The sequence below is a fragment of the Occallatibacter sp. genome (assembly GCF_035317045.1).
Taxonomy (GTDB): Bacteria; Acidobacteriota; Terriglobia; order Terriglobales; family Acidobacteriaceae; genus Telmatobacter.
Genome location: NZ_DATHHT010000025.1, coordinates 37,748 through 54,049, shown reverse-complemented (window position 1 = coordinate 54,049; position 16,302 = coordinate 37,748). Strand labels below are relative to the sequence as shown.

Below are 16,302 nucleotides of genomic sequence, written 5' to 3'. Positions count from 1 at the left end.
ACCTCCGCCGCAGCCGCATAACGAGGATGAGCGAAGGCCCTACTTCGGCGGCTCGAGGATGCATCCCGGCGTTGAACGCGCGATCTCCCACTCCTCTTCGGTCATGTCGACGGACACATCCGCGAAAAGCGGCGTGCTGAGATAGCGTTCGCCGGTGTCGGGAAGCATGCACAGGATCGTCGATCCTTTTGGAGCCTCAGCGGCAACGCGAAGCGCACCGGCAAATGTTCCGCCGGAAGTGATGCCGACGAAAATGCCTTCCTTTTTGGCGAGATCCCTGCTGCACTTGAGTGCATCGGGATTGGCGATACGCAGTATCTGGGTGATTCTCTTCGAGTCCACGGCATCGCCGGCCAACTTGGCGATGAAGTCCGGGCTCCAGCCCTGCATGGGATGCGGCTTCCAACTGGGATGGCCGGATTTCGCCGAGCCGTCCGCGTTCCGTTCCTGTTCGATGCCGCTCGAAAGCAGCGGCGCATCGTCGGGTTCGCAGACCACGATCTTTGTCTCGGGGCGCTCCTTGGCCAGCACGCGGGCGACGCCCTTCAGTGTGCCGCCGGTGCCGAATCCTGTGACCCAGTAGTCGAGACGTTCACCTTTGAAATCGTTGAGGATCTCCTGCGCCGTGGTGCGCGAATGCATGTCGGCGTTGGCTTCATTTTCAAACTGGCGCGTGTAGTACCAGCCATGCTTCTCGGCCAGTTCCACGGTCTTGTTCACCATGCCGACAGCGCGCGCGGAGGCAGGTGTCACGATCACCTTCGCGCCGAGAAAACGCATCAGCTTGCGGCGCTCGATGCTGAACGACTCCGCCATGGTGACTACCAGCGGATAGCCTTTGGCCGCGCAGACCATGGCGAGGCCGATGCCGGTGTTGCCGCTGGTGGCTTCAACGACAGTCTGGCCGGGCTTCAGCTTGCCGGTGCGCTCCGCTTCTTCAATCACGCCGAGCGCTAGGCGATCTTTGACCGACCCCAGTGGGTTGAACGCTTCAACCTTGACATAGAGGTTTACATCCGGCGGCGCGAGACGGTTGATCTTGACCACCGGCGTGTTGCCGACTGTTTCGGTAATGCTTGCAAACTTGCTCATTCGTGAACCTCCGAATGCACGCAATTGTACAGGCGGAAGGCGACGGGGTTGCAAACGATTCCTGCGATAAGTGCACGCGTTTCTCGTATCTGCCAGACAGAGCAAGATTCGGGAATCGCGCCTGCACGGCGCGCCTGCATCGATCAAACTCATCGTGCGCATTGAGAAGCGGCTGGATAGAGCATTGCGCCTGGCAAGCCTCGCCTGAAGCATCTGAAAAAAACGAGTGCCATCCGCTGAGTCGCTTGTGTACACTCGCGGAAGGCCCCTGTCCCTCCCCTATAGTTCATTACTAGCCACGATGGTGATGTCGCGCGCGGCGGCAACCCCTGTGCACGTACGGAGTAATGCATGACAAGAGAACTGCGTGTGCTGGCTGTAGCAGGGCTGGTGGCCGGTGCAATCCTGGGAATGGCGGGATCAATGGTGGCGGCCTCGAATGTGCGAGCCGTCTGCTGGGCTATTGATGCCGCGGGCGTCATCGTCGCCACAGTGACCCTGGCACTCAGCTATCTCCGCGCCGGCAAAATGGAGGTCGCAGTCGGGTTCCTGGTCTACGCCATCGGAGAGGCTGTCATGCTCACCGGAACATCCATGTCTCTGGAGGCAAGTGTCCCGGCATTCGCAGCGGGCACCGCGCTCTGGTGCGTGGGCCTTGCGCTGATCAGCGTGCCACGAGAATTCGTGCTGCTGACACGACTGACCGGGCTGATTGCCGCGGTCGAGTTCGGAGTGGTTTCGCTGCACATCTTCTGGGGGACGCCACTGACGCCGATTTCGCGCCCTCTTCCGTTCTATGCCTATCCAATCCTGGTGCTCACGTTCTTCGGGTGGATATGGACGATCGTCAGGCACGGCGCAGAAATTGCCGCAGCCGAGACGCAGGCACAACGAAGACGTGCAACCGTAGTGATCCGATGACAGCTCGGTCGATTTACTTCACACCTTTGTCTGGATTCCAGACGCCCTGCAATTTGCGCACGTAGAGAATCTGGCCGACGTGGTAGGCATTGTGCGCACCCACGTGCGCGATGAGCGAGGCATTGGCAGCGAGCTTCGCGTCGTCGGCATCGTTCACCGCCTTGTCCCAATCCGCCAGCACCTGGTTGAGTTTCTTTACCAGGTCATCCCACTGCGCGGCCGTGAAGTTGTCGAAGGTCTCGTTGTTGTTGCCGTCGAATTTCTCATTCTTCACGCCTTTGAAATCGTTGAGCGCGCGCTGATCCCAGTAGCAGATGTGATAGGCGAGCTGGCCTACCGAGTGGTTTCCCTTGCTGGGGCTCCACATCGCTTGTTGCGCAGTCAGCCCATCCACGGCAATGCTCACAGGAACAAACCAGTCTTCCTGATCGTGGGTGGTGCGCAGCTGCTCCAGCAGCACACCGCGTAATGTGGTGGGCGGCTTCTTGTCATTGGTCTGGGCGAAGAGCGGAACAGACAGGAGCAAAACGAGAGCAAGCTTTTTCATCGAACAACCTCGCGGGAGATGCAGTGCTCGGAGTATAACTCTGCGGCCATGCAAGGGCATCCGGCAAGTCGCTGCTGCAGACCGGTTCGGAACTTCGCCGCGCAGGCGCGTCACATCCGGGTTGGAATGACAGCAGGAATCGGCTAGCTTCCAATTCTCATGATGACGAGCTCGCAGCCCGCTCTCAAATTCGCTACTCCGTCTGTCGCAGCCAAGGACATCGGGCAGAGCCAGCAACCGGCTCTGATCCTGTTTGCCATCGGCTTGATCGGCCTGGGAGTGATTGCGCTGGTGGTCGGCGACTTCGCAATGGTGTGGCAGCCGGTGGCTGCATGGATGCCCGGCCGCACCGCGCTGGCGTACCTTGCCGGATTGCTCGAATTGGGCGTCGGCTGCGGCATGCTCTTCCGCCGCACGCGCGCATGGGCCGTGCGGATTCTCTTTCCAGGGCTCATTCTCTGGGCTTCGCTGAAGCTGCCGGCCATCGTGGTCGCTCCGCAAGTGGAAGGAGTCTGGCTCGGCCTCGGCGAACTTACGCTTCTTCTTTCCGGCGGCTGGACGCTGTTTGCCCAGCTTGCCGATCTGCCCCAGGGTTCGCTTTTCGCTTTCGCTGCTGGAGAGCGCGGCCTGCGAGCCGCTCGTATGCTCTTCGCTGCGTCGCTGCCGCCAATTGGGCTTTCGCATTTTGTGTACCTGCAGGCCACGGCGCACTTTGTTCCGGCATGGCTGCCGTATGGCGCGGGATGGGCGCGGCTCACCGGCGCGGGACAGATCGCGAGCGGGCTTGGCGTGCTCTTCAACGTGTTGCCGCGTGTGGCTGCATGGGCTGAAGCCGCGCAGATTTCCATCTACACGCTTCTCCTCTGGCTGCCGGCCTGCGTGATGTCTGCGCAGAATCTTCAGGCTGTCTTCGGCCAATCCGATAGGCGGCTGCCTTTTACGGCCTTCTTCATTTCGTGGATCATTGCCGCCGCTGCGTGGGCGGTCGCGCAGAATGTTTCACCGAAGCCCGTGGCCGCCGTAGAAAAATGAGCGCCGTTCTCACGGCGCTCAAAAGAAGTTCAGGGTGACCAGCTTCGGTGGCGGGCCGAGTGATCCGCCTACATCTCGCAACTTACCCGGCGATCGGCTGCCATCGCGAGAGCTCCATGCTGCGCACCCAGCCGCCGTGAAACTGCGCGTCCCAGAAGGCGCTTGCCGCGAAAGACCCGCGACTTCATGGTGGCCACGCTCAGGTTGAGCGCGCTGGCTGCCGCCAACTGGGGATGCTCTTCGAGCACGCACATTTCGATGGCGCGACGACAAACGAGTCCCAGCTTCTTCACTTCTTCGCGCAGGATGGTCTCTATCTCCCTGCTCTGCCACGTCTCCTCGGGATTCTTGCCGGGGTCAGGCAGGTCAAGCTCCACGACTTCGTTGTCCTCCCGGTTGAGGTACTCAATCGAGACGAAAACGCGGTTGCGGCGGCTGCGCAGATGTTCATGCGCCGTGTTTTGTACAATCGCGCCGAGCCAGCTCGACATCTGCGATTCGCCGCGGAACTTCGCGAGAGCTTTGTAGGCTTTCATGAACGCTTCCTGAAGAATGTCTTCGGCGTCTTCGTTGCTATTGGTCAAGCGCCGGGCCATCCGCAACAGCTGCGGGCGGCGCCGCTCGGCCGCTTCGAGAAACTCCCGGATCCTGCCTTCGCCCACCGGGCATTCGCTCATCGGCGCGTCCGTTTCCACTTCCATTGCACTCAAGGCAATTGGCATATGCACCCGCTCCTATCGGGTAGGCATTTCGAGTTCATTCAGTTGGAATGAAAAGCCAAAGGCAATACATGCGGCCTGATGGGTTGGCTAGAACACGGGCCGGTACTGCCGACTACGCCATGGAAGATTGGATTTGAGGAGGAGCCCGGAAGGGGATATGCGAAGAGATGACGAACGCTGCGCGCGCCGGGGCCGGCGTGGTGAGAGCGTGGTCGCGCGTGAGGCGCGGAATCTGAGGAGCGAAAACGAGGAACAGCTCAAAAGAGGAAATCCGCTGGGGCCGCGTTTGCTGGTGCGAGACCGTGATGGAGGAATCGTCACGATGGTCCACCCACATGCGGGTGGCCGAGGCCTTTGAAACCTCGGGGTGGTGGAAGTATTGTGCGAGCTTGTAGCCGTATCCGTTGCCGCCGACCGCGATAGCCAACGCGAGAAACGCAAGAACGTAAGGCCGGAAAAACTGCCTTACGGCGGCATCCATTTTCGACTCACGCGCAACCATCAGCTTCTGACGCTGATCCTGCGCCTCAGGCCCGGCCGCGATAGGAAGTTCGTCGTGCACGATGTCCTTGGCTCCTCGAACGGTGCAGCAAAGGTTCTACCAGTATAGACTCGGGCCGATTTCATTTCGCTGCAAAATTCTCATCCGGGGAGTAATCGTCGAAGTTCGCCAGGCATCGGCGGAGTTGGCGCCAATCTGAGAAACCAGCTAAGTTTTACCTGGGTCATAAGTTAGTGACAATGGTGAGTCACAAACGGGAAAAAGTTTTCGAGGCGGCGATTCTCAAAGAAACGCGATCAACCTGCGACGGCATGTTCCGCTCCGCGGAAGAGAGCCCGCAAAGCCTGCCAAACCCAGCGGATCAGCAGGATGACGGCTACGACAAAGGCCAGGGCTATGCCGCCTCCGATGTAGGGATGCAGGGTCGACAGCCATGTCAGCGAGATCGCCAGCACATCTTCGCCGAGGCTGAGGCCGATGTTCGAGAAGGGCTCGGGCGAGGGGGTGACGGCGGCGCGGGCTGCGGTCTTGCCGCCGTGAGCGGCAAGGGCGATGAGGCCGCCGAGCAGCGTGGCGGCAAGCTGCTCGCCGGGAGAGAGCGTCGCTGTTGCGCGCCAAGCCAGCAGGGCGGCAACCGGGACCCGGATGAAAGTGTGCAGCGCATTCCAGATGAGGTCGAAGGCGGGCACCTTGTCGGCGAAGAACTCGACGGCAAAAAGCGCCATGCTGACGCCGATGACCCACCAGCTTTCCAGCAGATGCAACGAGTCAGGCAGCGCGAGCGCACCAGCATGTGCGAGCAGGCCGAGGGTTGCCACAGTGGCATAGACGTTGAGCCCGGCGGCGAACGAAACTGCCACAATCAGCGCGACAAGTTCCTGGCCGGGAAGTGTGCCGAGGAGTGGGAGTTTCATCCCGCCAGTATAGGGCCGGCCCACTCAAATCAGCGTCCTGACTTTTGCGCGTCAAACACTTGTCCGCGCAGACTCCCGAAGATAGCGCCATCGGGAGTCTGCACGGACGCGAAAAGCAGGCTAGTGCTTTTCTTCAGGTTTGCGGTCGGCATCTTTATGACCGCGGCCATCGCGCGTTTCGTTGCCCTTGAAGTTTTCGTTCTTGTCGAGATGATTGTTGGGCTCGGCCTTCTCGCCGCGTTCGGGCATCTTGCCGACATAGCCGTTGTCGGGATGGAAACGATTATCGACGTGGCCGCGGAAATCTTCAGAGCCATGGAACCACGGACCTGCGCCAACGAACACGCCGCCGTTGAACCATTCCGTGCCGTAGTAGCCGTAGGGGGCACAGGCATAGGGTGCGGAGTCATAGTAACCGTAGGGACACTCGGGAGCCGTGCCGATCTCAACCGCAATTTGAGCCATTGCTTTGGGGGCGGCTGCCAACATGCAGCATCCAGCAATAGCCGATAGCACAACAAACTTCAAATCCTTCATAGTTCTCCTTAAGCTTGCAGGGATGCCAAACGGTATCTCCACAAACTGACCGTAGCGGGTTCGAAGATCGCCGTCTGAGCTATAGAGACCACACATGCGCTTGAAGGATGGGCACACCTTCTCAGCCCCGGGGTCGTTTTCGAAAAGCGTGGACCACCCGGCGGATCGGTGATTCTTCGGCAGATCTCGTAACTTTTTTGCAGATTGTTTGAAACGTTTGGGGGTCGAACGTCACCATCCATTGCGAAACCGGAACAGACAAGCTCTGGCGGTCCCGCTCGACTCGAACTCATCGCCTGGGCGCGTTTCGCATAAGCGCGGATGAGGAGCGGGCGCCGCGTGGCGACAACTGACCGGGTATTCGCGTCCTGGCTGCTGAGTGGAGCGGCCGGGCTGGGCGTCGCGGGCGAGGCGGGGACTTCCATCGACAGAGTCTCTGCCACGCCAGCGGCGAGGGAAACGGGGAATGAGGGAACCAGGGATGGGTGGGCCCGCCGTCTTCCGATTTTCTTACTGCACTTTCCTTACTGGACCGGCGGCAATTGTCCGGCGATGGTGGTCGCGGTGGGGCTGCAGGCGGGATGGCCCCAGCCGGATGCGCTGACGCCGAGGGCCAATCCGGGCGCGGCGGTGATGTCGTAGACAATGTTGTCGGGCCGGGTTTTGTCGGGGCCGACGCCTCCGGGAACATGGTCGAGCTTGAGGGTGTTGCGCGTGCGCCAGGCAATGTTGTGGTCTGCGCACGAGGAGTCGCCGCTGACGCCGATCGATCCCACGAGCACACCCTGCGCGTTGTAGAGCGCGAGGCCGCCGCCAAAGACATTCACTCCGCCGATGCGTCCGCCGACCATCGGGTCTTTCGCGGTGCCGTAGTCTTCAGCGTCGCCGCGGTAGGCAACCGAAACGTCAACGGGGTTGCTGGCCTGCAGTCCGAAGAGCGAGCCTCCCGGCTGAACGGCGCTGAAGAGGTCGGCGGTCGAAAGCGACAGTTTCGGCAGGCTAAAGGCATTTGCAGTATTCGCCTTCTGTGCGGAAATGGCGCGGCTGCCCGGCCACTGGCTGCCGCGATCGGCGCCGGTGAAAGCGACAGCGCAGACCACTCCATCGCGATTGACGACGGTGCCCCACATATCCAGGTTGAAGCCGCCGTTGGCCTCGGCGCGCGCCGCAGCGAGGGCAGCTTTCAGTTGGCTGTATGTGGGGAGAAGCTTGCACGCGGCAGCCGCGCCGGCCGCGTTGCTGTGACCGGCTTGCGCGAAAGCGGGAAGGGTCGCGCCGAGTGCGAACATGGCTAGCGATACGATGATTGGTCTGGTCCGTTGGGTCCGTCGAGTCATGGTGCTTCGAGTCATGGGGGATCGTGCCTCCTTGCGCTTCGGAAGCGTGCGCTGCCGAGCGTTGCCGGGCAGCCTTCCGAAAGTTCCCCCAACCTAGCACGGCAAAGCGGGTGTCGCAAATCTGGAATATGAGGAAGGTGGGCGAAAATGCTTTTCCGGAGGGAAGGTCATCCAGGTGGTAGAATTCGTGGCTGTCCCGGGGGAAGGATTGTGGGACAAGCTTCCGGGGTCTGAAATTTCTGCTTACTGGAGACGACATGCGTTCGAAACTCTCGCTTATCACTCTTGCTCTGCTGTGCTTCACAACCCTGCCTGCGATCGCGCAGCAATGGGGCAGACCCCATCCGCCAAAAATGGGTGCTTGCTTCTATCGGGAGGCGGGTTTCGTCGGCGACTACTTCTGCCTGAAGGTGGGGGAGCGGTGGCCAACGATGCCGCCGGGCTTCAATGACAGGATCTCTTCGATTCGCGTGTTTAGTGGCGCGGTAGTGCGGATGTTCGCCGACGCGAATTTTGCCGGCGACAGGATGCGCGTGGAACGGGATGTGGACAACCTGAAGAACTTCAGGCTGCAAAGAGACCCGTCGCGGACGTGGAACGACCGTATCTCGGCGCTTGCCGTGGTGCGCGCCCACGACGACTGGGACCGCGGCCACGGCGATCAGGACCGCGACCGCCGGAACTGAGTTGGAAGTGGCGGGAACTCCGAGGAATCGAACCATCCACCCTTGAAGCAGAATGCGCTTCAGGGATGGGGCGCCCGCATTCCTGGTCTGGTTAGGTTGAAAACCCTGGGCGGGCCACCCGCTCAGGGGACTTGCACTTGTGTCCGCTGGTGAGAATATGCCGGCATCCGTTGAACATGGACATGACTCCTGACCACCCCCTATTATCCCCTCTCTCCAGGTAGGTCTCCTGGATTCATCGGGTTACCGAGAGGGGGTGGCGCTATAGGTCTGCGTGGATTGAGGTTCGCTGTAGAGGTTTCTGCGGATTGGACTTAGCGGCGCCATGCGGCGTTCGCGGGGTTAGCGTGCGCGTGGCGCACGTTCGCGGAGCTGGTGGTTTTCAATCACGATTCCATTGTGCGCCGAGAAGGGATAATTCCCTGCAAAATGGCGGGAAGTTTTTTGCGAATGGAATGAGGGAGTTGGCGGAGATTTTGGCTGGGAGGGGGTTGACAGGTTAGCGGTGCTGGCGGAGTTAGCCCCGTCCATCTTCGGGGCCGAGGTTTTGAAAAGCAGATTCTTCACTCCCCACCCCCGAACCTACCCCATAAGAGCTGACGCTCTTCGGGGCCCCGTTCGTTCAGAATGACACCGCTGGGTTTCGGGGGATTGCTGGGGCTGGACGGCGCGGAGGCGCGAACTGCGAGAGGTCGTGCTTTCCCACTCTTGACCAAAAGAGGGTCAAGGATGGGGCACCCAGATTTGTGGGTGGGGTTGGTTTGAAATGCCTGGGTGGGCCACCACCCGCGCACCTGCAGTGTCTTTCGTTCAGGGAGAGGATGACGGGCTTCGGGAGGATTGTATGTGAAACGGCGATCGCCTGGATTTCACTATAAGCATGAGTGCACTCAAATTCGAGAGGGATTGAAATCTGTGTAGAAAGCGAGAGTGCTTATGTCAACTGCAACTAGCATCGTCGGAACCTGGACCGGATTTGTCGCCTGGGGCTGTTCTGGTCCTCCGGTAAGCAATGCGTCAACAGTGTGGACCTTCCACGCCGATGGGAGCTGGACTTACGAGTTCGGCGGGGGCCGCTGGATTCAGGTTGAGGGTTTAGTCGCATGGAATTTCAAAGCAGACAAGGGTGAACCTCCTATCGTTGCGGAGGACCTGGTTTACACGGCCAACGTGACGCGTAATGCGTTGGACGGGATCATGGGCTACCCTGTAGCCGGATCAAGTCCCGGCACGGGGTGCTTCTATGCGGTGCGCCAGGAAAAGGGTGCGCCGACTCACGAAATCGCAGCATCCCACGGCCACGACCACAGCAAGCGTCCACTTAAGAAGTAGGTGTCTCGGCAGGGTCGCGTACGAGCGCGGCCCTGCTCGTTTTTTTGTGGTTGCTGGCCGCGCTGCGTCCTTTTGGTGAGGAGATCATAGCCGGGTGCCCCATCCTTGCGGAGCAAGGGTGGGATAGCAGGATTTCCGCTCCGGAACTAAACTGATTCGTCCATGCCAACACGCCTCGTTCGAATTCAGAAGGCCGGTTGTTTTCACTTCGTCACGTTCAGCTGTTTCCATCGCCTCCCGCTTCTCGCGCGGCGAGGATATTCAGTATTCGAAGCGCAACTGGAAAAGACACGATTGCACTATGAATTCGTTGTGGCCGGGTATGTGCTGATGCCGGAGCACGTTGATCTTCTCGTGAGCGAACCGAAAGTCAGCTAACTCGCAACGGCAATACAGGTTTTGAAGCAGCGCACTTCGCGATTGCTGAAGCAGCCGGGCGAGAGGCAGTTCTGGCAGCGGCGCTACTACGACTTCAACGTGCACAATCCCGAGAAGACAACGGAGAAACTGCGCTACATGCACCGGAATCCCGTGAAGAGGGGGCTGGTTTCGAAGCCAGAAGATTGGATTTGGTCGAGTTTTCGGCATTACGCGACCGGGTTGGTGGGGACGGTGGAGATTGAGTCGGAGTGGACGGCGAGAAGCCGGGAGCTGCGATTGAGCACAACCGCGCACGTGTGAATCTTCTGATTCGCCACGAATCTGGGTGCCCCATCCTTCGCGCACTTTGCGAAGGGTGGGATCGCATGCTGATCGCTCACGGATTCTATCGATTCACAGACAGTCTGACTCATAAATGAGAGAAGGGTCGTGCTATCCCACCCTTGACCAAAAGAGGGTCAAGGATGGGGCACCCAGATTTTTGGTGATTGAGACCTGGGCGACCCGCCTCACAATCTCCCAGGCCTCGAAAGCGAGACCTGGGCCACCCGCCTGCGCTGCGTCCTTTTGGTGAGGAGAGGATAGCAACGTGCGACCCGGGCGAAGGTTCCTGATTTCCAACTCTTGCTCCGCAAGGATGGGATACCACCGACTTGGGTGGGCCACCCGGTACCCGGTTTATTGAACTTGTATTTCGATTGACAATTGACCTCTGCCGCGCCGACGATGGCGCCACGTCTCCAGGAGTACCATTTTCAGTCGCGAGTGTTTTCTCGCCCTCCCGTGTGACGCCGGGTCCACTCCCCCTCGGAATGCACGGCCGGGTTCGATAACCTGGATCGTTCTCACTCTCCAACCTATAACCGCGCACCAGCGTCCGCCTTGTTCTGCGCTGCTCTTTCCCCAGGCCGGCACTGCTTTTGTTCGCCCGCTCATTAGCCTCAGGAGGGCTTGCACCATGAAAGACCGCACCATCTTTTCCCTTGCACTCTCGAGTTTCTTCGTCGCATCCGCCGCCCTCGCCATCGCGCAGGATTCTGGCCCAGGAGCGCCGCCCAATGTCCTGGTCATCCAACGCGAGTACCTCAAGCCAGGCAAATCGGGCGCGATCCACATCAAGTCGGAAGGCAACTTCATCAAGGCCTCCAACGATGCCAAGTGGCCCACCCACTACATCGCCATGGACTCGCTTTCCGGCCCATCGCGCGCCCTTTTCATGTTTGGCTACGATTCCCTCGAGGCCTTCGGCAAGGACCAGGAAGCGCAGAACGCCAATGCCAAGTTCGCAGCAGCCATGGACGCAGCCAACCTCGCAGATGGTGAACTGCTGACCCGCTACGACAGCCAGGCGTTTATTTACCACCCCGAGATGAGCCTGCACGCGTCCGTCGACGTTCCCCACCAGCGTTACTGGGAGTTCACCTCGTTCCACATCAAGTCCGGCCACGATGCGGAATGGAACGAGCTGGTGAAAATGTACGTGGACGGCTTCAGCAAATTCCCGGACGCTCACTGGGCCATGTTCGAGAGCAAATGGGGCGAGAACAACGGCGGCCTCTGGGTCATCATCAATCCCATGCGCACGCTCGGCGAAGCGGATAAAGGATTGGCAGACGGCAAGGCATTCTTCGCGGCACAGGGCGAGGCCAATATGAAGCACGCGGGCGAACTGGCCGCCTCCTGCATCGAGTCAGTGCAGACCAACCTCTTCGTCGTGAATGCGAAGGAGAGCTACGTGGACGCGGGCTGGGCCAAAGCCGCGACCGAAATCTACGGCCAACCGTAGAGATGAATTGAGGCTCGTGCTTTCCCAGGTGCCCAAAACGGCACCTGGGGCACCCATCGCTAGTGCGTGGGTTTGGAGTCCGGGACCTGGGCCACCCGCCACAATCCCGAGAAGACAACGGAGAAGCTGCGCTACATGCACCGGAATCCGGTGAAGCGCGGTCTGGTTTCGAGCCCTGAAGACTGTGCATGGTCAAGTTTTCGGTATTATGCTTGCGGACTCGAAGGAGTGGTGGAGATCGAGTCGGAGTGGACGGCGCGAAGACGCGAACTTCGGAGGGTCGTGCTTTCCCACCCTTGACCAAAAGAGGGTCAAGGATGGGGCACCCAGGTTTTGGGTTGGGTTAGGTTTGAAAAGCTTGGGTGGGCCACCCGCCGGGAATTTTTTTGATAATGGGAAACGGTTGTCGGTTATCTTCACTATGCATAACGAACACCCATGGCAAGCAAGCTCAAAAAGACGGTGATCGGAATCGGCCTGGCGACGTTGACCACGCTTGCGGGTGCGATCGCGACGAGCATGTGGGAGAGGTTTGTTGCGCCGTTTGACCTTGAGGTGGACGCTCAATACATCGATGCGGCAGGCGCGAATCGTCCCGCGGTGGGGGCGGTGCTTGCCCTGCCGGTTGTGTCGACGGAGACGACGGACGAAGGCGGCCGGGCATACTGGAAAGATGTGGTGCCGCACTGGACCGAGCAGAAGCAGATCGTGGTCGATCCGCCGTATGAGATTGTTTCGGCGCCTCCGCTGTTTCTGAGGCGCTATTCGAACCCTGTGAATGTGTTGCTGCGAAAGGCGGAGACACAACAAGCCGCCGCGGCGCCCGCCCCGGCGCCACCGTCGGACGCGCAACCCGCAGCGCAGCCTGCACCTCAATCTGCACCTCAACCTGCCGGGCAACCTGCAACTCCGGCGGAGCAGCCGGCACAAGCGGCTGCAACCCCTGCCGGGCACGGTCTTTCCCAGAAGTTCGGAGCTGCGATCTTCAAAATTCATCCACCGATCGGGCAGATCGCGGAGCACGTGCAGTTGAGTGCGAAAGCGGTGGAGCTGGTGAAGCCGCCCGCAGCGCTGACAGCTGCTGCAGGGGTGGCTCCGGCGTTGCCGGACGTGACCGACATCTATCGGTCGGGGCCGCAGATGAGCGGTGCGGGGAAGAACTTCAGCGCGGCATACGACCTGTGCTCGGGGGATCCAGCGAGGGGGTACGTGATCAAGTCGAACAGGTTTCAACTGGCGGGCGACCGGCAGTGCGGCCAGTGGGCGACCTGCAAGCCGACGCGGAACGAGGCAACGAAAGTCTGCTGGCAATTTACCCTGCAGGGTCACGAAGAGCAGACCGGAATTTTCAAGCCGGGGCAGAACGGGCAAGCATACAGCGAGGGCGTGTTGTCGGTGGTGTGGACTCGGGCGACGAAGTAGGGCGCGTCATCCCTACAGCGAACTGGGTGCCCCAGGTCTCGCGTTTGAGACCTGGGTTTTCGGGAGTTGGTTTCCGCGTTTCGTGGCGGTCCAGAACGAACCGATCTGGACCGTTCCTTCTGAACCCGTCATGTAGTGACGAAAACTGGACCACTCCCAATCAGCGGGTTTCGTAACCAGGCCACGTTTCACTGGATTCCTGTGCATGTAGCGCAGCTTCTCCGTCGTCTTCTCGGGATTCCAGACGTTGAAGTCGTAATAGCGGGGTTGCCAGAACGGCCTCTGTTTCTGACGCACCGTGACAGATAGCTTGAGGGCTTGAATTGCGCGATCGAGAGTGCCATTCTTCGGTTCGTTCACGAGCAGATGAACATGCTCAGGCATCACAATGTAGCCGAGGACGACGAAGCCGTAACGTTTGCGGATTCGTTCGAGGGCGGACTCGAAGAGGCGCCGTCTTGCTGCGCTTTTGAGGTACGGTCTGCGGCGATAGCAACTGAAGGTGATGAAGTGGAAGTTTCCCGTTTGTTGATACCGATGGAGGCCCCTGGTCATTAGGACCAGAGTTATGGAATGGACGGTTGGAGAGTCGGTGGTGGGGCTCACATCCCTCCCAGGTCTCAGAAGCGAGACCTGGGGCACCCAGATTTGGGGTGACCGAGGACTGGGCTGCCCGCCCTTCTGGCAGTATGTTTCAATAGTAAGAATGGGTGTTTCCCGGAGATCTACGGCTCGTGGGCGGTTCATTGCGGCTCGGCGCAAGGCGCGGGAGTACGCTATGGTGGCGCGGGCGCTGGCTTCTACTGCGCATCCTGTTCTGGCGCAGATAGTTCCGGCGCGGTTCTGCAATCTTTCCTGCGCTTACTGCAACGAGTACGACAAGGTTTCCGAGCCTGTTCCGCTGGACGAGATGCTGCGGCGGATCGACCACCTGGGGCGGCTGGGGACGGCCATGATCGGCATCTCGGGCGGCGAGCCGCTGACCCATCCGCAGCTCGACGACATCATCGTGCGCATGCGCAAGACGGGCGCCATCGCGGGGATGATCACGAATGGCTACCTGCTGAATGTCGAGAGAATCGAACGGCTGAATCGCGCGGGCCTCGATCACATGCAGATCTCGATCGATAACCTGGAGCCCGACGAGATTTCGAAGAAGAGCCTGAAGGTTCTGGACAAGAAGCTGCAGATGCTGGCCGAGCATGCCGAGTTCCACGTGAACATCAACTCGGTGGTGGGCGGAGGCTTTCGCGATCCCAATGACGCGCTGGTGATTGGCAGGCGGGCGCTGGAGCTGGGGTTCGAGTCGACGATCGGGATTATCCACGATGGCGACGGGCAGTTGAAGCCGCTGAAGCCGGAAGAGGCGCGAGTCTACTTCGAGATGACGAACCGGAAGAAGACCAACTACGCGCAGTTCGACATGTTTCAGGAAGCGATTGTGAAAGGCGAGTCGAACGACTGGCGCTGCCGCGCGGGTTCGCGCTATCTCTATATCTGCGAGGACGGCCTGGTGCATTACTGCTCGCAGCAGCGCGGCTATCCGGGCGTGCCGATTGCACAGTACACGACCGCGGATGTGAAGCGGGAGTTTTTGACGGCGAAAAGCTGCGCGCCGAATTGCACCATCGGCTGCGTGCATCGCATCAGCCACATCGACCACTGGCGGGCTCCGCAGACCAGCACAGTGTCGCCGGGCGGCGCGGGCGAACTGGTGAATATACAGACGGGCGACTGAAGTCGCCAGTGAACAGTGCACAGTGATCAGAAAAGACGGGGGCTCACGCCCCCTTTTTTCTTGTAGAAACTTGTTGCATTCACGCCAGACTGGACTTAGATTCGCTCACTGTCCACTGTCCACTGTCCACTGTCCACTGTCCACTGTCCACTGTCCACTGTCCACTGTCCACTCACCGCGCTTGCGCGTGCTGAACTACCGGGGCTTCGCAGTGGCCGCGGAGGCCATTGGCTTCGCGGGCCAGGTAGTCCCAGTTGAGGTCGCGGTAGGCGCGGGCCAGGACGGCTCCGATGACGCCGGTGTAGGTGAGGGAGAGGGTGACGCGGCTGCGCGGGCCGATGGTGTCCACCTGGTGGCGGCCAACGATCTTGATGCCGAAGGTGTGGGTAGTCCAGGCAAAGATGTGGCGCTTTTCGTCGAGCGAGGTGACCTGCCAGACAGCGGGCATGAGTTTTGGCTGCCATATGCGGGTGCGGCTGCCCAGGGTGAGGGGACCGATATCCATGCGCTGAATTTTGCTGACGGAAGTGGTCCAGTCGGGCCAGTGCTCGACATCGAGCAGCACGTTCGCGCAGGCGAAACTCGAATTTCAACGACATGGCGAAAGTCTGACATGGGAAATGGGGCCCGATACTACGAGAACGTTATTTGTGTGCTGTTGCTTTCACAGGCGCCGATCGGGTGTCGGCTACGGCCTGATCGATGAGTTGGTAAAGCTTGGTGCGGTCGACGACTTCGACGAAGGGCGCGCCCTTGCCGTTGGCGGTGGTGATCCAGATGGTCGGGGTGTGTTCGATGCCGATGCGCTGACCGAGTGCGTAATCGGCCTTGACCTCGGCGGCCAGCTTGCCCTGAGGATCGAGGGCAAAGGGCAACGCGATATTGCGGGTCTTGGCGAAGTTCTCAGTGAACTGGCGCAGCACGTCAAGGTTGGAGATGGAGGGCTGGTTGGCAAAGACGGCGTCGCGGTACTCGTCGCCGAGCTTTTTGGTTTTGGTGTCGAACCAGCGGGCATTCACAGCGGCCTGAAAGCTCCAGGCATGAAACGGCAGAGGGAAGTCGTGGCGGACCCAGGGAATGCCGTATTTGGCCGCGGCCTCGCGGAGCAGCGGATTGGCATTGGCGCAGTCGGGGCACTCCATGTCTTCAAATTCAACGATGGCGACGTGGGCACCGACGGGCGGCCTGAGAGCTGACGGGTCGTGCACGGGCGTGGTGGGCGGTGCCGAAAACTGGGCGCGCGCCAGGGGCGACGCCGCGAGCAGCACGGTGGCGAGGCCCATCCATACAGCGGTGCGAAGCGAAGGGAAGCGAAGGGCGTGGGCAAGGTTACGTGGCATGGTGTCTTGGACG

At 60.3% G+C, this 16,302-nt stretch carries 19 protein-coding genes; 9 read left to right on the top strand and 10 right to left on the bottom strand.

Annotation, left to right across the window (positions count from 1 at the left end; genetic code table 11):
* Window positions 1-39 precede the first annotated feature (39 nt).
* A complete protein-coding gene (locus VK574_RS12295) occupies window positions 40-1,092 on the bottom strand; it encodes a PLP-dependent cysteine synthase family protein (RefSeq protein WP_472800154.1) in 1,053 nt (350 codons plus the stop codon).
* A 351-nt stretch (window positions 1,093-1,443) separates the two neighbouring features.
* Here VK574_RS12295 and VK574_RS12290 point away from each other — a divergent pair, with 351 nt between their 5' ends.
* Window positions 1,444-2,013 (top strand): hypothetical protein, encoded by a 570-nt coding sequence (locus VK574_RS12290; RefSeq protein ID WP_472800153.1) that lies wholly within the window; start codon window positions 1,444-1,446, stop codon window positions 2,011-2,013.
* 13 nt (window positions 2,014-2,026) lie between these two features.
* Here the strand turns inward: VK574_RS12290 and VK574_RS12285 are convergent, their stop codons facing one another.
* The gene (locus tag VK574_RS12285; protein ID WP_472800152.1) at window positions 2,027-2,560 is read right to left on the bottom strand and encodes a DinB family protein; all 534 of its coding nucleotides are present in this window, start codon (window positions 2,558-2,560) and stop codon (window positions 2,027-2,029) included.
* Window positions 2,561-2,719: 159 nt separating this feature from the next.
* On the opposite strand from VK574_RS12285, the gene VK574_RS12280 reads away from it, so the two are divergent.
* Entirely contained in the window at window positions 2,720-3,592 is an 873-nt protein-coding gene (locus tag VK574_RS12280; RefSeq protein ID WP_472800151.1) for a DoxX family protein, read from the top strand.
* A gap of 68 nt (window positions 3,593-3,660) precedes the next feature.
* On the opposite strand, the gene VK574_RS12275 is transcribed toward VK574_RS12280, so the two are convergent.
* The 5 genes from VK574_RS12275 to VK574_RS12255 all read right to left on the bottom strand — a co-directional run bounded on the left by VK574_RS12275 (window position 3,661) and on the right by VK574_RS12255 (window position 7,604).
* Entirely contained in the window at window positions 3,661-4,314 is a 654-nt protein-coding gene (locus tag VK574_RS12275; RefSeq protein ID WP_472800150.1) for an RNA polymerase sigma factor, read from the bottom strand.
* A 112-nt stretch (window positions 4,315-4,426) separates the two neighbouring features.
* Entirely contained in the window at window positions 4,427-4,876 is a 450-nt protein-coding gene (locus VK574_RS12270) for a hypothetical protein (protein ID WP_472800149.1), read from the bottom strand.
* Between the two features lie 236 nt (window positions 4,877-5,112).
* A complete protein-coding gene (locus VK574_RS12265) occupies window positions 5,113-5,730 on the bottom strand; it encodes a DUF4126 domain-containing protein (protein WP_472800148.1) in 618 nt (205 codons plus the stop codon).
* A 120-nt stretch (window positions 5,731-5,850) separates the two neighbouring features.
* Entirely contained in the window at window positions 5,851-6,267 is a 417-nt protein-coding gene (locus VK574_RS12260) for a hypothetical protein (RefSeq protein ID WP_472800147.1), read from the bottom strand.
* A gap of 524 nt (window positions 6,268-6,791) precedes the next feature.
* Window positions 6,792-7,604, bottom strand: coding sequence for a GlcG/HbpS family heme-binding protein (locus tag VK574_RS12255; RefSeq protein ID WP_472800146.1), 813 nt, complete (start codon window positions 7,602-7,604; stop codon window positions 6,792-6,794).
* Window positions 7,605-7,861: 257 nt separating this feature from the next.
* On the opposite strand from VK574_RS12255, the gene VK574_RS12250 reads away from it, so the two are divergent.
* From VK574_RS12250 to VK574_RS12225, 6 genes are all read left to right on the top strand, one after another.
* Window positions 7,862-8,290 carry a peptidase inhibitor family I36 protein gene (locus tag VK574_RS12250; RefSeq protein WP_472800145.1) on the top strand — a complete coding sequence of 143 codons (429 nt, stop codon included), beginning with the start codon at window positions 7,862-7,864 and terminating at the stop codon, window positions 8,288-8,290.
* Window positions 8,291-9,226: 936 nt separating this feature from the next.
* Window positions 9,227-9,622 carry a hypothetical protein gene (locus VK574_RS12245; RefSeq protein WP_472800144.1) on the top strand — a complete coding sequence of 132 codons (396 nt, stop codon included), beginning with the start codon at window positions 9,227-9,229 and terminating at the stop codon, window positions 9,620-9,622.
* A gap of 162 nt (window positions 9,623-9,784) precedes the next feature.
* Window positions 9,785-10,000: a transposase gene (locus tag VK574_RS12240; RefSeq protein WP_472800143.1), complete on the top strand. Its 216-nt coding sequence runs from the start codon at window positions 9,785-9,787 to the stop codon at window positions 9,998-10,000.
* A gap of 21 nt (window positions 10,001-10,021) precedes the next feature.
* The gene (locus VK574_RS12235) at window positions 10,022-10,303 is read left to right on the top strand and encodes a transposase (RefSeq protein WP_472800142.1); all 282 of its coding nucleotides are present in this window, start codon (window positions 10,022-10,024) and stop codon (window positions 10,301-10,303) included.
* A gap of 658 nt (window positions 10,304-10,961) precedes the next feature.
* Complete coding sequence (locus tag VK574_RS12230; protein WP_472800141.1) at window positions 10,962-11,789, top strand: hypothetical protein; 828 nt, start codon at window positions 10,962-10,964, stop codon at window positions 11,787-11,789.
* 438 nt (window positions 11,790-12,227) lie between these two features.
* Window positions 12,228-13,211, top strand: coding sequence for a hypothetical protein (locus tag VK574_RS12225; RefSeq protein WP_472800140.1), 984 nt, complete (start codon window positions 12,228-12,230; stop codon window positions 13,209-13,211).
* 12 nt (window positions 13,212-13,223) lie between these two features.
* Here the strand turns inward: VK574_RS12225 and VK574_RS12220 are convergent, their stop codons facing one another.
* Window positions 13,224-13,817: an REP-associated tyrosine transposase gene (locus VK574_RS12220; protein ID WP_472800139.1), complete on the bottom strand. Its 594-nt coding sequence runs from the start codon at window positions 13,815-13,817 to the stop codon at window positions 13,224-13,226.
* Between the two features lie 172 nt (window positions 13,818-13,989).
* Between VK574_RS12220 and VK574_RS12215 the strand changes: the two genes are divergently transcribed.
* Window positions 13,990-14,949, top strand: a complete 960-nt coding sequence (locus VK574_RS12215; RefSeq protein WP_472800138.1) for a radical SAM protein — start codon at window positions 13,990-13,992, stop codon at window positions 14,947-14,949.
* A gap of 172 nt (window positions 14,950-15,121) precedes the next feature.
* On the opposite strand, the gene VK574_RS12210 is transcribed toward VK574_RS12215, so the two are convergent.
* On the bottom strand, window positions 15,122-15,514 hold the full coding sequence (locus VK574_RS12210; RefSeq protein WP_472800137.1) for an SRPBCC family protein: 393 nt from the start codon (window positions 15,512-15,514) through the stop codon (window positions 15,122-15,124).
* Window positions 15,515-15,593: 79 nt separating this feature from the next.
* The gene (locus VK574_RS12205; protein WP_472800136.1) at window positions 15,594-16,289 is read right to left on the bottom strand and encodes a DsbA family protein; all 696 of its coding nucleotides are present in this window, start codon (window positions 16,287-16,289) and stop codon (window positions 15,594-15,596) included.
* Window positions 16,290-16,302 lie beyond the last annotated feature (13 nt).